Here is a 20,197-nt window from a genome sequence, read left to right on the forward strand (position 1 = left end):
CTCCATGATTCCCGCTTTGCCCGCGCGGCGCACCGTGTGCGGGATGTCCGAACCCGGTCCCACCCTGGGTCGGCGGCGAAAGCGGCTGAACCAGCCGGGCAGGCGATCCGCGAAGACACTGAGGCCCCTGCCCAGGACCGGCATGCTGCCGGCCTGCACGGCACAACCGCGCCCGCAGACCTACGCTGATTGTGAGAGCCAGAAGGAGATCGTCATGACCCATAACGTCTCCGCGGCCCATCCTGCGGTTCGCGCGCCCTCGCGTCCTGTCACGCGGCTGGAGGTCGCCGTCGACGAGGGCTACGAGCAGTTCCGGGCGCGCTACGAACGGGCCGTTCCGCCACTCGACTACGAGCGCACCTTCGATCTCGTTGCGCAGCAGGCGCCGTGGAGCGCCGTGATCGACCTCGCCGAAGCCAATGGCCCGCTGGGCTTCATGATCTACTGGAAGTTCGACGCCCAGCCGCTGTTCGGGCTGGCCGGCAACCGAGCCCGCTGTACCGAGTACCTGATGGGCAATCACACCATCGCCGAGCGTATGTACCGGCATGACGCAGGAGCCCTCCTCTACGCACCCCTGCGCACCACGATTCACGAGTCGCCCTCGGGCGAGACGTTGTTCGCCATCGATCGGCCGAGCGACACCGTTGCCGCACTGGGCCGCTCCGACATCACCGACGTGGGGCGCGAGCTGGACCGCAAGGTCGGAACCCTTCTGCGCCACCTCGGTACCTCAGTGCCTGATGAACTGACGTGAAGGTCCACGTCAGCGGATCGAACGCGCCAAGCCCGCGTGGCACGGGCACCTGGTTCTACGGGCGGTGCCGCGGGCTGCGAGGGCTTGGCGTGTGGGGGCGGGTCAGGCTTCGGGGATGTCGCGGCCGAAGGCTTCGAGGGTGATGGCCTCGGGTTCGGGGCCGCCGCGGGTGCCGGTGTCGAGGGCATCGATGGCCTCGAGTTCGGCTGGGGTGAGCTGGAAGTCGAAGATGTCGATGTTCTCGGTGATGCGCTGGGGGCGGACGGACTTGGGGATGGCGTTGCGGCCTTGCTGGAGGTGCCAGCGGAGCATGACCTGGGCGGGGGTCTTGCCGTGGGCGGTGGCGATGGAGGTGAGGGTGGGGTCGTCGAAGGTGCTGGTGCTGGTGCCGCGGTAGCTGGTGATGCCGCCGATGGGGGACCACGCCTGGGTGAGGATGCCGTGGGCGGTGTTGGCGGCCTGGACTGCGGGCTGGGTGAAGTAGGGGTGGACTTCGACCTGGTTGACGGCTGGTACCACGCTCGCCTGCTTGAGGAGGGCGTCGAGGTGGTCGGGCATGAAGTTGCTGACGCCGATCGCTCGGGCCTTGCCGTCGGCGAGCAGGGTTTCCAGGGCGCGGTAGGCCTCGGTGGTGAGGTCGAAGCGGCCGGGCAGGGCCTGGTGGAGGATGATCAGGTCGATGGTCTCGACGCCGAGCTTGCCGGCGCTCTTGTCGAAGGCGTGCAGGGTCTGGTCGTAGCCGTAGTCGCTGATCCAGACCTTGGTCTCGATGAAGACCTCCTCGCGCGGCAGGCCGGAGTTGCGGATGGCGTTGCCGACCTCGCGTTCGTTGGCGTAGGCGGCGGCGGTGTCGATGAGCCGGTAGCCGTTCTCCAGAGCGGAGGTGACGGCCTGTTCGGTGACGTCGGGCGGGGTCTGGAAGACGCCGAACCCGAGGGCGGGCATGGTCACGCCGTTGTTCAGGGGCAGGTGCTGCACGGGGGGTGCTCCTCAGCTGTGCTGTTCGTCCGTGATCTGTGCCAGGAGGGTGGTGGCGGTCATGGCGGCGGGCCAGCCGGCGTAGAACGCGAGGTGGGTGATGGCCTCGGCGAGTTCGTCGTGGGTCAGACCGTTGTCCAGGGCGCGTTGCAGGTGGCCGGTCAGCTGGGCGTCGCGGCCGAGCGCGGCGAGGGTGGCGACGGTGATCAGGCTGCGTTCGCGCGGGGTCAGGCCGGGACGCTGCCAGATGTCGGCGAAGAGCACGTCGTCGGTCAGGTCGGCCAGCTTGGGGGCGTGGCGGCGGACCAGGTCGGGTGCTACTCGGGGGTTGGTGCTGCTCATCAGCGTTCCATCATCTTCATCTGCGCGGGGTTGTGGGTGTCTCCCGCGGCGGGCGGCAGTGCGCTCAGGCGGGCGAGCTGGTCCTCGGTCAGGTGGAGGACGTCGGCGGCGGTGTTCTCCTCGACGCGCTCCACGCGGCGGGTGCCCGGGATCGGGGCGATGTCCTCGCCCTGGGCCAGCAGCCATGCCAGGGCGACCTGTCCTGGGGTGGCCTCGCTTTCGGCGGCGATGGCGGCGACCTGGTCCGCCAGGTTCAGGTTGTGCTGGAAGTTGGCTTCGGTGAAGCGGGGGTTGTCGGCGCGGAAGTCGGTGGTGTCGAAGTCCGCCCGCGAGCGGATGGCGCCGGTCAGGAAGCCGCGGCCGAGGGGGGAGAAGGGGACGAAGCCGATGCCCAGTTCGCGCAGGACCGGCAGGACCCGCGCCTCGGGATCGCGCGTGAACAGGCTGTACTCGGACTGCACGGCGGTGACCGGGTGGACGGCGTGGGCGCGGCGGATGGTCTCGGGGCCGGCCTCGGACAGGCCGATGTGCCGGATCTTTCCCTCGGCCACCAGCTCCGCGAGCGTCCCGACGGTCTCCTCGATGGGGGTGCCGGGGTCCACGCGGTGCTGGTAGTACAGGTCGATGTAGTCGGTGCCCAGGCGCGTCAGGGAGCCCTCGACGGCGGTGCGGATGCCGGCGGGGCTGCTGTCGGTGCCGCCCTCGCGGCCGGTGTGGGAGATCAGGCCGAACTTGGTCGCCAGCACCACCTGCTCCCGGCGTCCCTTCAGCGCGCGGCCGACCAGCTCCTCGTTGGTGAACGGGCCGTAGACCTCGGCGGTGTCGAGAAGGGTGACGCCCAGGCCGAGGGCGCGGTGGATGGTGCGGATCGACTGGTCGTCATCGGTGCCGGCGCCGGTGTAGCCGTGGGACATGCCCATGGCTCCCAGGCCGATTCGGGCGACATCCAGGTCGCGCAGGCGAATGTGCTTCACGAGGATCTCCGTCCTTCGGTCGAGCAGGTGGTGGATGGTGGCGCTGTTGCCCGCGGTCAGGGGCGGACGATGACCTTGAGGGCTTCGCGGTCGTTCATCAGCCGGTAGCCCTCGGCCACGTCCTCCAGCGCCACGGTGCGGTCGAACACCCGGCCGGGGTGGATGGTGCCGTCCAGGATGTGCGGCATGAGTTCGTCGATGTAGGCACGGGCAGGGGCGACGCCACCGGTCAGAGTGACGTTGCGCAGGAACTCGGGGAAGGCGAGCGGGACCTCCGGGTACTGCGGTGCGCCGACACGGCTGATCGTGCCGCCGTCGCGCACCACGCCGGTCGCCTGAACGAGGGCGTCCTTGAGGCCCACGCACTCCAGCACCCGCAGCGTGCCGCGCCCGCCCGTCAGCTCCCGCACCGCTGCCACGCCCTCCTGGCCGCGGGCGGCGACGACGTCGGTGGCGCCGAACTCGCGGCCGAGGTCGGTGCGCGCTGTGTGGCGGCCCATGAGGATGATCTGCTCCGCGCCGAGCAGCTTGGCGGCGATGACGGCGGACAGGCCCACCGCGCCGTCGCCGACCACGGTCACGCTGTCGCCCGCGCTCACGCCGGCGGTGCGGGCGGCGTGATAGCCGGTGCACAGCACATCCGAGAGGGTGAGCAGGTCCCGCAGCAGCTCGGAGTCCTCGCCCACCGGCAGCTTGACCAGCGTGCCGTCCGCAAACGGGACCCGGGCTGCCTGGCCCTGGCCGCCGTCCACACCGTTCACGCCCCACGGGCCGCCCTGCTCACAGGAGGTGTGCAGCCCGGCGCGACAGTACTCGCACGTGCCGTCACTATAGGTGAACGGCGCCACCACCAGATCCCCCGGCCTGACCGTGGTGACCTGCGGGCCGGTCTCCTCGACCACCCCCAGGAACTCATGGCCCATCTGCCGGGGGTGCTCGGTCAGCGGCTGCGACTTGTACGGCCACAGATCGCTCCCGCAGATACACCCCAGCACGATCCGCACCACCGCATCGGTGGGCTGCTGGACCTTCGGATCCGCAACGTCCTCGACGCTGACGTCACCGGCCTGACGGAGCAGGGTTGCGCGCATGACTTCGGCTCTCTCGCAGGGGCAATCCCGGCACCCGGCCGGGCGGCAGTCAGGGCGGCTGCCTCCATTCCAGCGAACACCGCGCAGCGGCCGAACGGAGCCGCCAAAGGGACCCTGACAAGGACCCCCACGCCCGCACCCGACCAGGTGTCCGGCCGTAGTGTCGAGGTATGGACCGACGCAGCGAGATCCGCGACTTCCTCACCACCCGCCGCGCCCGGATCACCCCCGAGCAAGCCGGGCTCACGATCTCCCCGCTCGCCGGAGCACGCCGCGTCCCCGGACTGCGCCGCGAGGAAGTCGCCCAGCTCGCCGGAGTCAGCGTGCCCTACTACACCCGCCTGGAACGCGGCGACGCCCGCGGCGCCACCGACGCCGTCCTCGACGCCATCGCCGGCGCCCTGCTCCTGGACGACGCCGAACGCGCCCACCTGTTCGACCTGGTCCGCGCCGCCAACACCACCTCCCAGGCGCGCGCCCCGCGCCACCCGGCCCGCCGCACCCTGCGCCCGGAACTGTGGAACATGCTCGAAGCCATGCACGGCGTACCCGCCTACATCCGCAACGGCCGCCTAGACCTGCTGGCCGGCAACGCCCTGGCCCGCGCCCTGTTCGCGCCCGTCTTCGACAGCCCCGCCCGCCCCGCCAACTCCGCCCGCTTCACCTTCCTCGACCCGGCCGCCGCCGAGTTCTACCCCGACTGGGACGCCGTCGCCGACCAGAACGTCGCCACCCTGCGCGCCGAGGTCGGCCGCAACCCCCACGACAAGGCCCTGTCCGACCTCATCGGCGAACTGTCCACCCGCGGAGACACCTTCGACCGCCGCTGGGCCCGCCACGAAGTACGCCGCCACCGCGCCGGAGCCAAACGCATCACCCACCCCCTGGTCGGCGACATGACCTTCAACTACGAGACCATGCAGCTCACCGCCGACGACGGGCTGTACCTCATCATCTGCGGCGTCGCCCCCGGCAGCCGCGACGCCGACGCCCTCAACCTCCTCGCCAGCTGGAACACGCCAGCTACCGTGCAGACCGCCCCCAGCAACGACTGAAGCCGGACACCCACCGACACCGTCCTCCGATCGAGTCCCCGGTACCTGCTCCCCAACCCCACTGCACGCCTCGCAGGGAATCGAACGGATGGGGAAGGTCTTCCACCGTGACGGTCGATAGTCGGGCCCGGCGCAAGACTCGGTAACTGGCTTCACTTGGCGATCGCCGGCCAGATCAGGGCGGTGACCCGCTCCGCCAGCCCCGCCTTGGTGTCACCGCGGTAGAACGAGGCGAAGTAGCTTCCGAAGCACAGTGTCGCGACGGTGTGCCGGTCGACGCTCCCGTGCACCGCATCCCGTTTCTGCAGCCGCGCCAGTGTGGTCTCGATGAGTTCGACCCGGGGTTCCACGGCGTACCGACGCAGGATCTCCAGTAGTTCCGGCGTCCGGTTCGCTTCTCCGGCGAAATTACCCATGAGGATCATTGCGTCAGGCTTGCCGCCCGGCGGCGGTTCGCGGAGGCGGAGTGCCGGGACTGACTCCACCCGAAGGCGCTGACGGAACGCGCAGAGCCTCCTTCCGGCGCTGCCGTTGATCCGGCGGCGGTATCGCCAAGTGCTGGTCATGCAGTTGCGTCTGCAATGCCAATTGCCGCTGCGGCAGTTGCTGTCTCGGTTGTGCGATGAGGAGGGCTGTGGCGTCTGCGGCGCGGGCGCTTTTGTGATCGACGTCACCTGTCATGTCGGGAACCTGCGGTCATCCTCACTGTTCACAGGCCATTCACACGTTTTACAGTCTCGCTTCATTGATCAGTTTCTGGTCGGGTCGGCTCGCCGAATGTTGTGGGCCGGCTGTTCTGTGCTGTCTGTTTCTGTTCGGTCTTCTGTGAGTGCCGGTGTCTGCGCGTGAGTGTGGGGCTGGTGTGGGGTGGGTGTGCTGGTGGCGGCTCGGCGTTTGCGCGGGTTCTCCGTCGGTGTGGCGGGTGCCGTGCTGGCGGGTCTGTTGTCGACAGCGGGGGCGGTGTCGCCGCTCCAGGCGACCGCCGCGGCGTCCTCGGATGACGGGACGCCGGTGGTGCCGGCGCAGCCGGTGGGGACGGTGCCACCGCAGCAGGCCGAGGAAGCGGGTAAGGCGCTGCCGACCCCGAAATGGCCGAAGGCCGCCGAGGCGACGGTGGATCTGTCGCAGGCGGCGCCGGGCGATCCGGGTACGGTCACCGCGAGTCCGTCCGCTTCCGCAAGCAGCGGCAGCAGCGAGGTCGCGGACGTGGTCGAGGTCGCGCCCGTGGATGACCGCGGTGGCGCCTCGGCGCAGTTGTCCCGTGCGAGGCTCGCCGATGAGGACACTTCTTCTCCGCAGCCGACCGCGCCCGGTGACTCGTCGCCCGGCGCGGTCGGCACCGGCAGTCCGGCCGCGGAGCCTTCTGCCACAGCCACGGCCGATGCGACGGCGTCCACGCCTGCAGATCCGGACTCGGGAGCGAGTCAGTCGCCTCAGCCGTCGGACTCTGCGTCGACGCCTGCGGGCGACGAGGATCCGGTGACACCGGACCAGGTCGAGGTACGCGTCCTGGACCGCGACGATGTCGCCCCCGCGGGCGGTATCGGGATGGGTGTGCAGGTGCTCCGCACGGACGGTGTCGCCTCGCCCGGGCACGTGCAGGTCTCGATCGACTACTCGGGCTTCAAGTACGCCTACGGCGGAGATTTCGCCGACCGACTGCTCCTGGTGAAGATGCCCGCCTGTGCCCTGCAGACGCCGGACGCCGAGGAATGCCGGCAGCGGGAGTCCGTGCCCGTGGACAACGACACCGCGAAGGGCACGCTGACCGCGACGGTCGACGCGGAGCCCGACAGCGACGGCCTGTCCTCCCAGATGGTCAACAGCTCGGCCTCCGTCTATGCCGTGGCGACGGGCTCGTCCTCGAATCAGGGTGACTACCGGGCGTCCACGCTGTCGCCGACGGGTTCGTGGGACGTGTCGACCGGCTCGGGTGCATTCACCTACAGCCTGCCCGTCAGCCTGCCCTCCCCGGCGCAGGGCAAGGCGCCGTCGTTGACGATGTCGTACAACTCGCAGTCGGTCGACGGGCGGACCTCGGCGACCAACAACCAGGCGTCCTGGGTCGGCATGGGCTGGGACCTGAATGTCGGCTACATCGAGCGCCGCTACCGCAACTGCACCGACGACGGCCTGACGACGATCGGTGACATGTGCTGGGACTCTCCGAACAGCTCGAAGGAGCCGGACGGAGCTGTTTACGTCATCAGTTTCAACGGCGTGACCTCCCAGCTCATCCAGGACAACACCGGAACCGGCTCCTACCACGTGCAGGATGATCCGGGCTGGCGCGTGCAGCACATCACGTCCGGTGGTCACGGTGCGGATGACGAGTACTGGGTGATCTCCAGCCAGGACGGCAGCCGCTACTACTTCGGCTGGGGCCGCGACGAACGCACCCAGGCCGCGACCGGATCGGTGTTCACCGAACCGGTCGTCGGCAATGATGAAGGCGAGCCGTGCCACGCGCAGTTCCCGGAGCCGTGCACGCAGGCGTGGCGGTGGAACCTCGACCGCACCGTCGACCCCAACGAGGTAGAGGCCTCCTACCACTACGACAAGGAGACGAACTACTACCGCTCCGTCGCCAACGCCGACAAGGCCCGCGCGTACACGTCCTCCGGCTACCTCACCAGCATCCAGTACGGCTGGGCCTCCCAGATCGCCGGCTCCAAGCCGACCGGCAAGGTGGAGCTCAGCCACGTCAAACGCTGTGTGGAGCGCATGGCGGAGACGGACCCGCTGCGCGACGAACCGGCCGCGTGCCCGTCGATCTCCTCCAACCCCGCGTCCTACCCGGACGTGCCGCTGGACCTGATGTGCGACGGCACCGCGGCGGACTACTACTGCGCGGGCAAGACGTACTATCCGACGTTCTTCAGCACGGACATGCTCTGGGACATCAAAACCTTCGTGCTGAATACCACCGCGGACGGGTGGGATCTGGTGCAGCAGTACCAGACCAAGCACGGCCTGCCCAACCCGGCGGGCACAATCGGCAAGACACTGTGGCTCGACTACGTTCAGCGCGAGGCCTACGGAACCGGCACGAACCAGGTGCTTCCCGTCATCAACTTCAACGGCATCGACCTGGACAACCAGGTCGGCTCCAGCGAGCTGAACTTCCGCCGCGTCAACACCATCCACGGTGACCTGGGGGCCACCACCACCGTCACCTACGACGCTCCCGACGCCTGCAGCATCGACGACCTGCCCAGCGAGGCCTCCAACACCAAGGACTGCTTCTGGCAGAAGTGGACGCCCGAGGGCGGCACCGAAAAGACCGGCTGGTTCAAGAAGTTCCTGGTCACCAAGGTGACAGTCGACCCAACGGTCACCAGCAGCCAGGACGGCGCGCCGGAGATGACCACCAGCTACGTCTATGACGGCGGGGCCGGCTGGCGCTTCACCAACGACCCCCTCACCAAGGACGCCGACGAGTCGTGGTCGGACTGGCGCGGCTACCACACGGTGGAAGTCACCACCGGCACCGGCGCCGTCAAGCACGCCACCGTCAGCTGGCTCTACCGCGGCCTGGACGGCGACCGCACCGACAAGTCCAACCCGTCCAAAACCCGCTCGGTATCCGTCACCGACGGCGAGGGCACCAGCTACACGGACTCCGCCTGGCTGCAGGGCCACACCATCGAAACCTCCACCCGCGACGACACCGGCAGTTCCCAGCAGCGCGTCTTCCACGACTACTGGACCCACACGACCTCCAGCTACGTGGGTCTGCCCGACGCACGGTTCGTCCGCGAGGACCAGACCACCACCGACACGAAGATCTCCACCGGCTGGCGCACCCACGTCGTCCAGAACGAATACGACGCCGGCACCGACACCTCCGCCGTCTACGGCCTGCCCCTGCGCACCGACGACCAAGGCGAGCAGGGTGTCGCCGACAACCAGTGCACCACCTACGGCCGCGCCTACAACACCGACTACTTCGACGGCAGCCAGATCCAGCGGTGGATGATCCTCAACGATGAGACCCGCCACTACGACACCGGCGGAGGCAGCTGCGCCGACCGGGACTCTTCCAACCAGGACTCCTACTCCTACACCCTGTACGACAACGCCGCCTCCGTGACGGCGAACCACCCGGCCGACGGCAACGCCACCGCAACCGGCACATACACCGAGGCCGGCGACACGGATCCGAAGCGTTCGACGTTCGGCTACGACGCCGCGGGCCGGCAGATCTGGTCTCAGGACGCTGACAACAACCGCACCACCACCACTTACACCCCGTCCAGCAACTGGCCGCTGAACGGCGTCACCACCACTACCCCCGACCCCGACGGCTCACAGAGCACCCGAGGGCCGCTCACCAGCACCGTGTGGAGTTCCCGCTTCTGGGGGGTGCCCTACCAGACCAAGGACGCCAACGGCGACATATCCAAGCTCACCCTCGACGCGGCCGGACGCGTCACCGAGGTGTGGGAACCCACCGAAACCGGCGCCAACCCGTCCCTGAAATTCGCCTACGACATTCCCACCGACCCCAGCGGTGACGTGCCGGACTCCGTCGTCGGCTACCCCATGACGACGACATCCACCCTCCAGTCCGGCAGCACCTACATCACCTCCTACGCCTACACCGACGGCCTCGGCCGGGCCCGGGAGACCCAAGCCGGCATCGCGTCCGAGTCGCCCACCAAGCCGTACAAGCACGTAGCGGTGACCCGCTACGACTCGGCCGGCAACGTCACCGGGACCTCCCCGGTCTTCCGCTCCGCAGGCTTCGCGGGCCTGCCCGCCCCAGTCAGTCCCAAGGTCGAGGACCTGCCCTCCTACACCGACCTCACCCTCGACTGGGCCGGCCGCACCACCATGTCCCAGCTCCTCGTCGGTGACGGCACCAGCACACGCGCCATCGCCGAAGGCCAGACCTGGACCGCCTACCACGGCGACTACAGCACTGTCACCACGCCCGCGTCCGGAGCCACTGACACCTACACCGATGTCTTCGGGCGGCCCTCACAGGTCGTCGAGCACAACGGCGCCTCCACCTACACCACCAAATACACCTACGACGACAAGGGCCAGCTGCAGCAGATCAGCGACCCGCGCGGCAACAACACCCACTACTCCTACGACTGGGCCGGCAACCGCACGGAGGCTGACGACCCCGATTCCGGTGTCACCAAGACCACCTACGATCACAACGGCCGCGTGAGCACGGTCGGCAACAAGGTCGTCGACCCGGTCCTGAACTGGCCGACCAACACCCTCACCTACGGCTACGACACCCTCGGACGCCAGATCTCCGTCAGCAAGGGCACCACCACGCTGGCCTCGTGGCAGTGGGACGGACTCGGGGTGAGCGGCGGCAAGGGCCAGATCACCTCCGCCACCAGCACCGACACCAACGGCAACACCTACACCGTCAAGACCGGCTCCTTCGACAGCCGCGGACGCCCGCTCAGTACCACCGTCACCCTCCCCGCCGCCGTCAACGGCCTGGCCGGCGACTACACCACCAGCTACGACTACGACGCCGCCGACCACATCACCGCCGTCCACTATCCCGCCGCCGGCGGCCTGCCCGCGGAGACCGTCAACACCACCTACGACAACGACGGCCAGCCCATCAGCCTTGCCTCCACCACCCAGACCTACGTCAAGAACACCACGTACAACCCCTACGGCCAGCTCGCCGACCGCTACTACGGCAACCCCACCGTCGGCACCAACACCGTCACCGCGGACCGCCACTACGACTACGACCTGGACGACGGCACCCGCCAGCTGACCGGCATCACCACAACCACCACCGTCGACCAGTCCACCACCCAGCAACGCCAACAAGACGCCTACAGCTACGACAACGACGGCCGCATCACCCAGATCCGCGAACAGGCCACCGGCCAGACTGCCCAGTCACAGTGCTTCACCTACGACGACCAGGGCCGCCTGAACAGCGCCGACACCACCAGCTCTCTGCCCTGCTGGCTCGCCACCACCTCCGACTTCCAGGGCGAAGCCCCGTACCAGACCGCCTACACCTATGACCGGCTGGGCAACCTGCAGTCCGTCACCGACACCGACTCCACCGGCAAGGCCGTCAACCGGGACTACCTCTACCCCGGCTACAACGACAGCGGCACCTGGACCACCGCCAACACCCCCCAGCTCCACGGCGTCCGCAAGATCAACATCAAGACCGGCACCACCATCACCGGCACCGAAGACTTCCAGTACGACACCGCCGGCCAGATGCTCAAACACATCGAACCCGGCAAAACCTCCGACTACACCTGGACCCCCCAAGGCCAGCTCTCCACCGCCACCGTCACCGACTCCACCGGCGCCAAACTCACCCGCTACGCCTACGACGCCGACGGCGCCCTCCTCGTGCGCACTACCCCGCAGGAGACCATCGCCTACCTCGGCGGCATGGAACTCCACAACGATGGCACCAAAACCACCGCCACCCGCTACTACACCTGCGGCAGCGCCACCGTCGCCATGCGCACCACCGCCGGCACCCCAAGCGGCAACACCCTCACCTACCTGATGGCCGACAACCAGGCCTCCACCCAGCTCACCGTCAACGCCGCCACCGGCACCACCACCCGCCGCCGCTACACCCCCTTCGGCGACGAACGCTCCGGCACTCTCCCCACCGGAACCAGCAACGGCTTCCTCGGCAAAACCGAAGACACCAGCACCGGCCTCTCTCTCCTCGGCGCCCGACCCTACGACCCCCACCTTGCGCGCTTCCTCAGCCCCGACCCACTCATCACCCCCTACAACCCACAAAACCTCTCCGCCTACAGCTACACCAACAACGACCCCATCAACTACATGGACCCCTCCGGCCTCGGCGCCGTGAACTCCGATGGCCTGATGTGCGGCACAGGGGCGCAATGCGACGAGATCGCGAAGAATCACCAAGGCAGCGACAGCACACCCAGTCAGGGCGAAGCAGAGCAGAGCTGGGTGAGCACGGTAACGCCAGGAACAACCGACTCAAAAGCTCTCGGCAGACAGTTCTACCAATTCGGACCCAACAAACTCGCTTCCAGTATGGACGGCGGCTACTGGTACCCCAGAACAAATATTTCTGGTGAATCTGAAATCGTCTGCTACGGCCGCACTGCCTGCAACAAGGCCTACGAATACATCTCGCGGCACCCAGGCGACATAGCCGGCGCGAAGCACATCGCCGCCACCTACTGCTTGGACCACATGTCCCAATGTCAGAGAGACGCACGCGTCTGGGATCATGCCCAAGAAGCGGTCGGCCCCGGATTCGCCTACGCTCTCGGACTCGGCGAAGGTTCGGCTCTTCAGCTCGGCGAAACTGCAGAGGTAGAAACCGTCAGGCCGTGCAGCTTCTCACCCGACACGCCCGTCCTGATGGAAGACGGAAAAAGCAGACCCATCGGGAAGATACAGCCCGGTGACAAGGTTGAAGCAGCCGACCAGAAAACAGGTGAGCATGTAGGTGCTCGCGAGGTACAACAGGTATGGATCAACCATGACGCGGACCTGCTCGACTTTGTTGTCCGCGTCGCGGGCGGTGGAACAGCGATCATTCACACCACTGCTGGCCACCCCTTCTGGAACGCCACCGCGCACCGGTGGGTACGTGCCGACAGGCTCCACAGAGGCGACGGCCTGGAGACAATAAACAATGCCCACGCCACGGTAGTCAGCACTCGTCCGACTCCCGGTTCGGCCGATCGCTGGAACCTCACAGTGCAGCAACTGCACACGTACTATGTACTCGCGGGCGACACTCCGATCCTCGTTCACAACAGCAATGGAATCTGCGGTGTATGGAAATCCGAGTTCGATAGCCTGCCGAAGGGAAAACAGGGGCACGTTCGAGAGATGTCTGACGAGCAGACCATGCGCGATGCGTTCGAGCGCTGGACTGCCGGAGCGGAGCAACTCCCAGCGCGAGGACCGAAGATTCCCGATGTATATCGACTCGAAGATGGCACCGTAATGCAGTGGAGAACGGCGTCTGCATCTGGCGGGGCGACAATCGACATCCAGCCCGGTAGCGGCGGAAAACCATTGAAGGTGCACTTGCCATGATCGAAAGCCGTGTTTTCTCCGACGTCTTGATCGAAGGACTAGATGACTGGGTCCCTATCGATCAGCTCATCTGGGCTGCGCGAGAAGAAAAACAGGGGCCTCTTTGGAGAGCTTTCTTCGTGGAACTCCTCCACTTTTTGCTCGAAAGTAATCTGGTCCAGGTTGGTGAACTCGCTGCAGAGGGATTTTCGCCGTGGCGGGGAGGAGCCGACGAAGTTGTTCAGCTGGTGCTCGATGACCTTGAGCGATTTTCCTGGGATCCCAAGCTGGGCAGTCGCGTCTGGATCGCCAACACGGCAGCAGGTAATGAGGCCGCCAGGTCGTTGATCGACTGCTGACGTCAGTCCTGGACTGCAGGGCCAGGGCTTCGGCATAGTCGGCGGGCGCCCGTTTTGTGATCATGCGCGACCGAGGAGTGCGAGGGGCCGGCGGGCGTCGCGTGCGTTGCGACGGAGGCCGGCGGCGATGTTCTTGACGCCGCTCAGGCGGAGGGCGCCGACGGCGAGGTTGCGCCATGACGCCATCGCACGGGGTGCATTGCTGGTCCGCAGCTGGGAGGCGTCCTCGGCGAAGGTGGTGTCGCGGATGTGGTGTAGGGCCTCGATCTTCCAGTGGTCGCGGATCAATCTCGCGAGTTGGACGGGGGCGGCCTGCCCGGCGGTCAGGCTGGTGACCGCGCAGAAGGTCGTGATGGTGGTCTTGCCGGTCTTGCGGTCGGTGCGGCGGCGCTTGATCTGAACGGCCTGGCGGGCGGCGGGGAAGAGCAAGTTGTTCACGGTGGCGACCTTGATCCGCCGGATCTCCGCGCGGCCGTGGCCGGTGCCCCGGGTGCGGCCCTGGAACGGGATGTCCTTCCAGGGAAGGGACTTCAGCGGCTTGCGCAGCTTCTTTTGGTTGCCCTTGACGATCGCGATGTAATGGGCCCCGCGGCCCAGGAGGTAAGTAGCGTGCTCGCGTTGCGTATGGAGCGCGTCGCTGGTGACCACGGTTGCGGTCAGGTCGGCGACGGTGTCGAGGAGCGGCTGGAAGCGGGTGATCTCACCGTTCTTCTCGCCGACGTCGAGCTGCGCCAGGACCAGCCCGATGGTGTGCTCCACCGCGGCGAGCAGATGGATCCTCCGCCCCCGGGCCTTCGCTGCATCGCGCAGGGACATACCATCCACGGACAGTCCGCGCAGCCCGGTGCTCTCGGGCCGGCCGTCAGCAAGCCATCCGCCCACCACCTGGTCCAGGGCATCACCGTCGATGCGGGCGAGCAGCCTGCGGATCGTCGCCTCCGAGGGCACCAGCCTCCGGGGCAGTATTGGATCAGGGCGTAGGCCGAGTCGCTCCAGCACGTGGGGCGGGGCGTCCGCGATCCACTCGCCGACTGCCAGCAGCGAGGTGGCGCCGGTCAGCACCGCGCAGGCGGTCAGTGTGAGGACGAGGGTCAGGGCATGGCGCACGCCGCGCGGATCGGGTGGATCCGGCACCCGAGCCAGCCACTCCAGCAGGCCGGGCACCTCCCCGGGCCCCACGTCGGAGTGCTCGCGGAGCAGGTCAAGGGCAGGCGGAATCAGGGATGCGTCGGCAGGCACGGTCTTCCAGGCAGGTCACGGGGCATAGAGCACTCCATGATCACGGGAACCTTCCTCGCATCGTGCCCGGTCACAGCAACGCTGCAGCCTCTCCTGCCACCCAGGTCTGCCAGACACGACGGGTATTCGGCAGGTCAGGGCGGTCAAGGAGCCAGAGCACATACCCGGCATGGCACCGGGCCCAAGGATTGTCCGCATCGGCAGCCCGATCGAGCCTGCCGCGCAGGTCAGCGCTGTCGACTGCCCGGGCAACCCGCACGTACTCGCGATCCTTGCAGCGATACGCCCGGTGGACGACGATCTCGACCAGGTCGATGAGCTTCGCCCTGGTCGCCTCTTCCTGGCGAGCACGGGCGACCGCCCGGATCAGGCTCTGCTTCGTACCCCACGCCTTCGCATGCTGCGTCCACTCCAGCGGGTACCTCGCCTCCCACTCCAGGAAGAGCAGCACATAGGGCAGCCCCGGCCAAGTCGCCAGATCCCCGCTCACAGGGCCACACCACACCCCATCAGGCAGCGAACGCCGCTGGGCTTGCTGATGCCTCTGGCGAGCCTGCAGAAACGCCGGCTCCCGGTACTGCTCCTCCACCCCCAGGGGCCTCGTCAGCCGCCACATCTCGTTGGATCGGGCGAGTGCGTCCGCGACCTTCCTCTGGGCCTCAGCCAGATGGACGAGCGTTGCGGCTCTTGCGGCCGGATCTTCCGCTATCAGTGCGAACGCCCAGCCCAGCCGCTCGGCCCACGCACAAGCGTCGTCCGCGTCTGTACCTGCCTCTTCAGTCACGCACGGGATCATCTCCTAGCGCAGTCGGCTCACTCCACCCGACGGTATGAGGAGACGCAACGGCTCCGAGGCGCAATGGACATGAGCAGGAACCGCCCGCTCTCCCTATCGTCATCTCATGTGATCACGAAATGGACGCCCGCCGACCATGCCGAGGCCCTGGACTGCAGGGCCACCGCGTGGTTCTAGGGATGGCGTGCACGCAGTGTCGGCGTACATGCCTGTCTCTCCAGCCCGGTACGAGCGAACGTCCTCGGCCGCCAGACGGTCGTGCGCCAGGGGCCGCCCGCTGACCGGTCGGTTTCTGGCACACGACCGTCAGGCCGGGGCAGGACTCATACTGCGGGGCGGGGAGGCCGCGGCGGCCAAGCGCCGGCGCATCGACGCGGACTACGGGCCGAGAGGACAGGTCTCAAGGCCGGTACGACGGTCGGCAACCTGAATTGCGAGGGCGGGCAAGCAGGGCCGACGCGGAGGCTGACCGAGTTCGCGGACCGGCCACGGCCACCGGGCTAGGCCGCGAACTACCCCAACCCCTGGCTCTTCCCCTCGGCCGAGCCGGGCGGTCACATCACCGGCAGTGCACTGGCCCGCCGTCTCGCCGAGCACGGAATTCCCAGCCGCCCGCACGGGCTACCGCCCTGATCGAGCTCGCCCAGGACATGCCTCCGGCCGTTCTCGCATCCATGCTCGGCCTCCACCTCAGCACCCTCACGCGATGGCGCTCCCGCACGGCAACCGAATGGACCGCTTACCTGCAAGCCCGAGCCAGGTAGGCGGCCCGGTGTCTCGACGCCGGCATTCACCGGTCCGCCTCAGCCCGTAACAGGCCATGCCGACCATCAGCAGCCCCTGGCGTTGGCCCGGCCCATACCCCGTCGGTTGGAGCCCAGGTAGTGAGCGCGGGGTGACGGGCTGGGCTGTTGCGAGGCGCGCGTGGGACGCTTGCGCGGTCAAGTGGTGTGCGGGGCTGCGCTGTTGAGTGCTTCCGCGCGCTACCCCACACGGTGGACATGATGCGCATTCTGCTGATTGCCGTGGGTAGTTGGAGATGAGGGTGTTGGTGTGCCCGGCGTCGGTGCAGGGGCGTGGCCGGTTGCGCTCCGTCCGGTGTGCCGATGCCGTTGTTGTGTTCCGTTGGGAGGGAGTTTTTGCCGGTGGACTCAGTGGTGTCCCGCCCGTGCATCCTCATCTGGGCGCGGCGGTGACGACCAAGCGATGGCCTTTCAGTCGTAGAAGAAGAGCTCAAGGTCCTCGACGGATCCCGGCCCGGTGAGGAAGCCCTCGGCCTTCGCGATCTCGTCTTCAGGTGGCAGCTGACCTTTCAGGAGCTGCCGCATCCAGATTTCTCCTTGCTCGCCGACCGCGTAGATGCCAGACAGCAGTTCGGCGATGCCGGCAGGGTTTGGCGGGATGTGTCCGGCGACGGGTCGGAGCTCCCATCCGCCTGATCGTGCCGCGAGCCGCAGCACCCCGGCCCAGTTCGCGATCCTCCCGATGCGTACGTGCCACGAGTCCTCGGTGAACGGGGCCATCCGTCCGCCGTGGAGAGGGTTTGTGGCGGCGCCGATGTCCTTGATGACTTGCCGTTCCACGGCGTCGCGGACCCAGCGCCCCTCCTGCGCTTCTTCGATGGCGGCCTCCCACCACTTCCACCCGCCGTCGAGTCGGTCCGCGAATCTATCCATGTGGACAGGTTTCCATGCGCGATGCCGCAAGCATTCAGGGGGCGCCGATCACTGGATCGACTCACCAAGGAGCCCGGCTCTAGGAGCCTTGATTGGATGGCAAAGCGACTGGCTTCACTGTCGAAGGACGTCAGTTCGCCTGGGGCAGACAGGAAAGATTGCGGAAAGACTGGCCAACGGCGTGAGGGCATGTCAACGTAGACGACCATGCAGGAAACCCCAGGTCAGAGAGGTGATTGCCCGTGACCGTAGCCCCTGCGGGCCCGGTTTCTCCACTGCGGTCGACGCACTGCGACTGCGTGAGTGGCAGCTCGGCCCCGGTCGGCCGACCGGGGTCATGGATCTGTTCTCCGCCAAGGACTTCCACCTGATCGTCGACGACCGCGCGGGGGTGCACGTCAGTAGCAGGGACGGCAGGTTCTACCTCGGCTGGTTCCCGCTAGGCCGCCCCGGCACGGACGGCGAGGGCTGGAAGATTGCCGTCACCGCAACGTCGTCGAACAGACCTTCGCCCTGCTCCACCAGTTCAAACGCCTCGCCGTGCGATGGGAACGCCGAACCGAACTCCACGACGCCCTCGTCTCATTGGCCTGCGGCCTCATCTGCTGGAGGCGCCTGAAGAAGCACCGATCATGATCGCGGCACGAACTCTTTGGCTACACCACACACCACTCACCCAAAGGGCCGGCCGCCCGCGTCTGGATGAACTCGTGCACCAGGTCCCACGCCCGATCGACATCGAGGACAAATTCGCCCGTGAACACGGTGAGATCGTCCACGATCGGGACTTCAACCTCGGTACCCGAGGACACGGCGCCGTCTCCTGCGAGCAGAGACATCCGCTCCGTGTCACTCATCATGTGGACGACCGCGTGATCAACTCGGAAGGCCAGGGTCAGTACCGGGAACTCCCTGTCCGGCGACCGAACCTCGACATATCCCTGGCCACAGGAACGCAGGTCGTCGAAGCGATCTGACAAATCCTTCACCTCCGTGCGTCGCTCAACCGGATCGAACAGTCCCGATTCCGGCGACGTCGCCGCCCACACCACGCTCATCCAGCCCCGCTTCCCCACACAGGCCATCGCCCACGATCCAGGGCCACGCTCCCACGCTCCACCACGACACGACTACCGGGGCTGGGTCACGTGATCGTGTTACGAGCTCTTAGCAGGACCTTGGCCCGGAAATGCCCCGGAACTGCTGGTCAGAGCTGGGAAACGGGTGGGAGATATCGGGAGTAAGGGCGTGTTTCGACTCGCTGCTTAGATGTGCGCCAAAAAGGGCGCCTGCCGGGCAGCTGCCCTGGTCAGGCGCCCTTTTTCTGTGTCTAGAAGAAGCCCAGCTTCTTCGGCGAGTACGACACCAGGAGGTTCTTCGTCTGCTGGTAGTGCTCCAGCATCATCTTGTGGGTCTCGCGGCCGATCCCGGACTGCTTGTAGCCGCCGAATGCCGCGTGCGCCGGGTAGGCGTGGTAGCAGTTCGTCCACACCCGGCCCGCCTGGATCGCGCGGCCCGCGCGGTAGGCGGTGTTGATGTCGCGGGTCCAGACGCCCGCGCCGAGGCCGTACAGCGTGTCGTTGGCCATCTTGATCGCGTCGTCGAAGTCGTCGAAGGACGTGACCGACACGACCGGGCCGAAGATCTCCTCCTGGAAGATCCGCATCCGGTTGTCGCCCTCGAAGATCGTCGGCTGGACGTAGTAGCCGCCCTTCAACTCGCCGTCGTGCTCGACGCGTTCACCACCGGTGAGGATCTTGGCGCCTTCCTGCCGTCCGATGTCCAGGTAGGAGAGGATCTTCTCCAGCTGGTCGTTGGAGGCCTGTGCGCCGATCATCGTGTCGGTGTCGAGAGGGTGGCCCGGCTTGATCTGCTGGGTGCGGGCGACCGCGGCCGCCATGAAGTCGGCGTACTGACCGCGCTGGACCAGGGCCCGGGACGGGCAGGTGCAGACCTCGCCTTGGTTGAGCGCGAACATCGTGAAGCCTTCGAGGGCCTTGTCACGGAAGTCGTCGTCGTGCGCCCAGACGTCGTCGAAGAAGATGTTCGGGGACTTGCCGCCCAGTTCCAGGGTCACCGGCTTGATGTTCTCCGAGGCGTACTGCATGATCAGCCGCCCCGTCGTGGTTTCCCCGGTGAACGCGACCTTCGCCACCCGGGCGCTGGACGCCAGCGGCTTGCCCGCCTCCACGCCGAAGCCGTTGACGATGTTCACCACGCCCGGCGGCAGCAGGTCCGCGATCAGGCTCATCCAGTAGTGGATGGACGTCGGAGTCTGCTCGGCCGGCTTGATGACGACGGCGTTCCCGGCGGCCAGCGCGGGCGCGAGCTTCCACGTCGCCATCAGGATCGGGAAGTTCCACGGGATGATCTGCGCGACGACCCCGAGCGGCTCGTGGAAGTGGTACGCCACCGTGTCGTCGTCGATCTCGCCCAGCGACCCCTCCTGCGCGCGGATCGCCCCCGCGAAGTACCGGAAGTGGTCGATGGCGAGCGGGATGTCCGCGGCCAGCGTCTCGCGTACCGGTTTGCCGTTCTCCCAGCTCTCCGCGACCGCGAGCGGTTCGAGGTGCGCCTCCATCCGGTCGGCGATCTTCAGCAGGATGTCGGACCGCTCCGTCACCGACGTGCGGCCCCAGCCCGGCGCCGCCGCGTGGGCCGCGTCCAGTGCCTTTTCCACGTCCTCGGCGGTGCCCCGTGCGACCTCGGTGAACGGCTGCCCGTTCACCGGCGACGGGTTCTCGAAGTACTGGCCCCGGGCCGGCGGCACGTACTCGCCGCCGATGAAATGGTCGTAGCGCGCCTGGTAGGAGACGATCGCGCCCTCGGTGCCGGGCGCCGCGTAACGGGTCATGGTGGCCTGCCTCCTCGCAGATGCGCTGCCCGCCGTTGGGCA

At 67.4% G+C, this 20,197-nt stretch carries 14 protein-coding genes and 1 pseudogene; 5 read left to right on the forward strand and 10 right to left on the reverse strand.

Features of this window, described 5'->3' with window-relative positions:
• Positions 1–214 precede the first annotated feature (214 nt).
• Positions 215–757, forward strand: coding sequence for a hypothetical protein (locus tag ACIQOE_RS20710; RefSeq protein ID WP_351932759.1), 543 nt, complete (start codon positions 215–217; stop codon positions 755–757).
• 102 nt (positions 758–859) lie between these two features.
• Here ACIQOE_RS20710 and ACIQOE_RS20715 read toward each other — a convergent pair whose 3' ends face one another.
• From ACIQOE_RS20715 to ACIQOE_RS20730, 4 genes are read right to left on the reverse strand one after another with little or no spacing between them, the layout of a single operon-like run.
• On the reverse strand, positions 860–1,735 hold the full coding sequence (locus tag ACIQOE_RS20715) for an aldo/keto reductase (RefSeq protein ID WP_401412865.1): 876 nt from the start codon (positions 1,733–1,735) through the stop codon (positions 860–862).
• A 12-nt stretch (positions 1,736–1,747) separates the two neighbouring features.
• Positions 1,748–2,077, reverse strand: coding sequence for a carboxymuconolactone decarboxylase family protein (locus tag ACIQOE_RS20720; protein ID WP_365553937.1), 330 nt, complete (start codon positions 2,075–2,077; stop codon positions 1,748–1,750).
• Positions 2,077–3,051, reverse strand: a complete 975-nt coding sequence (locus ACIQOE_RS20725; RefSeq protein ID WP_365571365.1) for an aldo/keto reductase — start codon at positions 3,049–3,051, stop codon at positions 2,077–2,079. The genes ACIQOE_RS20720 and ACIQOE_RS20725 overlap by 1 nt, the downstream gene beginning before the upstream one ends.
• 56 nt (positions 3,052–3,107) lie before the next feature.
• Positions 3,108–4,142 carry an alcohol dehydrogenase catalytic domain-containing protein gene (locus ACIQOE_RS20730; RefSeq protein WP_401412868.1) on the reverse strand — a complete coding sequence of 345 codons (1,035 nt, stop codon included), beginning with the start codon at positions 4,140–4,142 and terminating at the stop codon, positions 3,108–3,110.
• A gap of 170 nt (positions 4,143–4,312) precedes the next feature.
• On the opposite strand from ACIQOE_RS20730, the gene ACIQOE_RS20735 reads away from it, so the two are divergent.
• Positions 4,313–5,197, forward strand: coding sequence for a helix-turn-helix domain-containing protein (locus ACIQOE_RS20735; RefSeq protein ID WP_399009797.1), 885 nt, complete (start codon positions 4,313–4,315; stop codon positions 5,195–5,197).
• A gap of 152 nt (positions 5,198–5,349) precedes the next feature.
• On the opposite strand, the gene ACIQOE_RS20740 is transcribed toward ACIQOE_RS20735, so the two are convergent.
• A complete protein-coding gene (locus ACIQOE_RS20740) occupies positions 5,350–5,763 on the reverse strand; it encodes a hypothetical protein (RefSeq protein ID WP_365553947.1) in 414 nt (137 codons plus the stop codon).
• Positions 5,764–6,064: 301 nt separating this feature from the next.
• Here ACIQOE_RS20740 and ACIQOE_RS20745 point away from each other — a divergent pair, with 301 nt between their 5' ends.
• Together ACIQOE_RS20745 and ACIQOE_RS20750 are read left to right on the forward strand one after the other, a co-directional pair.
• Positions 6,065–13,252: an RHS repeat-associated core domain-containing protein gene (locus ACIQOE_RS20745; protein ID WP_401412870.1), complete on the forward strand. Its 7,188-nt coding sequence runs from the start codon at positions 6,065–6,067 to the stop codon at positions 13,250–13,252.
• Positions 13,249–13,590 (forward strand): hypothetical protein, encoded by a 342-nt coding sequence (locus tag ACIQOE_RS20750; RefSeq protein WP_365553953.1) that lies wholly within the window; start codon positions 13,249–13,251, stop codon positions 13,588–13,590. Before ACIQOE_RS20745 ends, ACIQOE_RS20750 begins: the two co-directional genes overlap by 4 nt.
• 60 nt (positions 13,591–13,650) lie before the next feature.
• Here ACIQOE_RS20750 and ACIQOE_RS20755 read toward each other — a convergent pair whose 3' ends face one another.
• The 3 genes from ACIQOE_RS20755 to ACIQOE_RS20765 form a co-directional block, all read right to left on the reverse strand.
• Positions 13,651–14,829, reverse strand: coding sequence for an ISAs1 family transposase (locus ACIQOE_RS20755; RefSeq protein ID WP_401412872.1), 1,179 nt, complete (start codon positions 14,827–14,829; stop codon positions 13,651–13,653).
• A gap of 70 nt (positions 14,830–14,899) precedes the next feature.
• Entirely contained in the window at positions 14,900–15,613 is a 714-nt protein-coding gene (locus ACIQOE_RS20760) for a hypothetical protein (RefSeq protein ID WP_401412874.1), read from the reverse strand.
• Between the two features lie 1,226 nt (positions 15,614–16,839).
• Entirely contained in the window at positions 16,840–17,301 is a 462-nt protein-coding gene (locus ACIQOE_RS20765; RefSeq protein ID WP_365553962.1) for a hypothetical protein, read from the reverse strand.
• Positions 17,302–17,536: 235 nt separating this feature from the next.
• On the opposite strand from ACIQOE_RS20765, the pseudogene ACIQOE_RS20770 reads away from it, so the two are divergent.
• Positions 17,537–17,806, forward strand: a pseudogene (locus ACIQOE_RS20770) (hypothetical protein); the annotation flags it as partial.
• Between the two features lie 151 nt (positions 17,807–17,957).
• Here ACIQOE_RS20770 and ACIQOE_RS20775 read toward each other — a convergent pair.
• Positions 17,958–18,359, reverse strand: coding sequence for a hypothetical protein (locus ACIQOE_RS20775; protein WP_401412876.1), 402 nt, complete (start codon positions 18,357–18,359; stop codon positions 17,958–17,960).
• A gap of 272 nt (positions 18,360–18,631) precedes the next feature.
• Entirely contained in the window at positions 18,632–20,155 is a 1,524-nt protein-coding gene (locus ACIQOE_RS20780) for an aldehyde dehydrogenase family protein (RefSeq protein ID WP_365553967.1), read from the reverse strand.
• Between the last annotated feature and the right edge of the window lie 42 nt (positions 20,156–20,197).

The sequence above is a fragment of the Streptomyces sp. NPDC091282 genome, assembly GCF_044757385.1.
GTDB lineage: Bacteria > Actinomycetota > Actinomycetes > Streptomycetales > Streptomycetaceae > Streptomyces > Streptomyces gramineus.